General features: G+C 48.3%; 3 protein-coding genes. 1 reads left to right on the plus strand and 2 read right to left on the minus strand.

The window, feature by feature from the left end:
• A partial coding sequence (locus tag ABW391_RS29095; protein ID WP_353485417.1) for a PD-(D/E)XK nuclease domain-containing protein occupies positions 1-969 on the plus strand: 969 nt, incomplete at its 5' end.
• Positions 970-991: 22 nt separating this feature from the next.
• Here the strand turns inward: ABW391_RS29095 and ABW391_RS29100 are convergent.
• Positions 992-1,525 (minus strand): YecA/YgfB family protein, encoded by a 534-nt coding sequence (locus tag ABW391_RS29100; RefSeq protein WP_353485418.1) that lies wholly within the window; start codon positions 1,523-1,525, stop codon positions 992-994.
• A 45-nt stretch (positions 1,526-1,570) separates the two neighbouring features.
• Positions 1,571-3,004 (minus strand): DEAD/DEAH box helicase (locus ABW391_RS29105; RefSeq protein WP_353485419.1); only part of this gene is annotated, 1,434 nt, incomplete at its 5' end.

Below are 3,004 nucleotides of genomic sequence, written 5' to 3' on the forward strand. Positions count from 1 at the left end.
AAGTTTTCCAAAGTGGGCATCTTTTCGGGGATGAACAATCTCACCGACCTCAGCATGCACCCGCAGTATGCTACCATGTTGGGATATACCCAAGCGGAACTCGAAAGCAATTTTGCGGAGGAACTAGTAGCCACAGCCACCCAACTCAACATTTCCCAAACCGAACTGCTCGACAAACTGCGCTGGTGGTACAATGGCTACCGGTTTCACCTAGACGCAGATCGCGTATACAATCCCGTTTCGGTGAATAACTTTTTTGACCGCAGGGAGTTTAAAAATTTCTGGTTCGAGACGGGTACCCCCAGCTTCCTCATCAATCTGCTCAAGCAAGAGGGCATCTACAATTTTACCAACGATCCTCAACCCGAACAGAGTTTTGATACATTTGATTTGGAAAATCTCAATGTATACGGCCTTTTGTATCAAACGGGCTACCTGACCATCAAGTCGCGCAATGCATTTGGCCTATATGAGCTTGACTACCCCAACCATGAAGTGGAACGCGCCATGAATGGCTATCTCTTGGAAGCCTTTGGTGGTCTGCGCTTTGGTGGAGGGCTCCCTCTGGTGTTCAAGTTGGAAACCATGTTCTGGAATCAGCAATTGGAAAAGGCCATGCAGGTGTTACAAGGCGTCTTCAAAGGCATCCCTTTCCAGTTGCATGAAACTTATCCCGAAAAGTTTTTTCACGCCGCGCTGCACTTGCTGTTCACCTACATGGGCATTCAGGTTCAGAGTGAGGTATGTATGGCCGATGGCCGTGCCGATGCGGTGATTGAAACGCCTACTCAGGTCTATCTTTTTGAATTCAAGTTGGATCAAAGCCCGGAGGTTGCCTTGCAGCAAATCCACCAAAAGCAGTATCATCAGGCTTTTTGGAACAAAGGAAAACCGGTCATTGGTGTAGGGGTGAATTTTTCATCTACCACTAAAAATATTGATGACTGGAAAGCAGAGAATTTTGCTTGAGCTTAATTGTTAAAACAAATCATCAGACCAAACGCCTCGACCCACAACAGAATTTAAACTTTTTTCCGCTCCCACATGGACAAGCCAAATTCCAAACCGACCATTTGGCCATGTCTTTATGTGTTTTCATCCCGGTTTTTTCCTTAAACATGACGTAGTGCCGAATGATGCGGTTGCGGTACTCCTTGTCTTGGATGCTTGTTTTGAACTGTTCGAGTAGCAATTCGCTGAATTCCGACTGTGGCTGGGTTGGATCCAGTGCTGGGCCTTTGAGCATGTCTACCATATCTTTTGGAAGTGAACGGCCCCAGTTCCTGTAAAAAGCCAAAGGTTCCCAACCATAGGAAATTGCAGCAAGGGAGTATTCAAAATTGGATTCAGGCGTAAAAACCTTGATAATCGTTCGGCGGCAATCGCAAGTTTTGTCCGTACAATACGTTTCAACGAAGCTGTACACCCCTTTGGGCAAACTCTGCTTTTGATCTACCACAATGATAGAGTGGGTTTCTTGTTCTGCTATTTTGGGCAATTCGTCGTAGAGGGCACTGTAAAACATAAGCATTAATTTGAGTCAATGATGGCCAAATTTAAATATTTTCGCTTATTTCCCAAGTGCAAACAGCGTCCGCAACTCCTGATTCGACAAATCTCCGATCCACTGCTCGCCGTTGGCCACGGTAAGATTGGCCAAGGCCTTTTTCTCCTGAATCATGGCATCGATGCGCTCCTCAAAAGTAGCAGTAGTAATGAAACGGTGGGCCACCACATTTTTGGTTTGCCCGATGCGGAAAGCGCGGTCAGTAGCCTGGGCCTCCACGGCGGGATTCCACCAAAGATCGTAATGAATGACCTGACTGGCCGCAGTAAGGTTTAGCCCGGTTCCTGCCGCTTTGAGAGACAAAATCATCAAGCGCAAACTGCGTTTTTGCTGAAAATCTTCCACCATTTTATCCCGATTGGGGCGCGAGGTGCCGCCATGCAGGTAGGGCACGGGCATGTCGAAAGCAGCTTCCAGGATTTTGACCAAAATATCGCCCATTTCTCTGAACTGGGTAAAAATTATTACCTTTTCGTCGTTGTCAAAAGCCTGGCTCACCAAATCGAGCAGCAAAGGACCCTTGCCACTGAGTTCGGCATCGGCCTTCCCTTTTTTGAGGTATTGGGTAGGGTGGTTGCAGATCTGCTTCAGCGCCATGATCAAAGTCAATACCAGCGCATTGCGGGCTTTGCCTTCGTTCGCCTCAATGTCGCGCATCGATTTTTCGACCATACTCTCGTACAGGGCAGCCTGTTGGGGTGTCAACTGGCAATACTGGTTGATTTCCAGCTTGTCGGGCAGATCGCTGATGATGCTTTTGTCGGTTTTGAGGCGGCGCATCACAAATGGGGCGGTCACTTTGTGGAAGCGTTGAAGCACCTTTTGATCGCGGTCGGCTTCAATCGGGATGGCATATTCATTTTTGAACTGTTTGCTGCTGCCCAGGTATCCCTTGTTGCTGAAATCAAAAATGCTCCAATACTCACTCAATCGGTTCTCCACGGGAGTACCACTCAGCGCCAGGTAGGAGCGGGCAGGAATACTTTTGACCGATTTACTTTGTTCTGCACTGGCGTTTTTGATGTTTTGGGCCTCGTCAATCACCAAACAGAGCCACTTTTCTTTACTCAAAATGGCCTTATCGGTACGCGTAGTGCCGTAAGTGGTGATGATGATTTCGGTTTGAGCCAGTTGTTTCAGTGCGCGGTTGGCGCCGTGAAAAATGCCCGTGCGCAATTGTGGCGCAAATTTGGCCAGTTCCCGTTCCCAGTTGCTCAACAAGGTAGTCGGCGCTACAATCAGTACCCGATTTTGGGGAGACAAATCCCCTTCATTTTTTAGTTGCAGCAAAAGGGTAATCACTTGGAGGGTTTTGCCCAAACCCATGTCGTCAGCCAGGATGCTGCCAAAACCCAGTTGCAGGTTTTTGTACAGCCAGGAGAAGCCCCGTTGTTGGTAAGGGCGCAGTTGGGCTTGCAAACCCTCGGGTGGCGGCAG

Source organism: Haliscomenobacter sp. (assembly GCF_040403615.1).
In the GTDB taxonomy this organism is placed as follows: domain Bacteria; phylum Bacteroidota; class Bacteroidia; order Chitinophagales; family Saprospiraceae; genus Haliscomenobacter.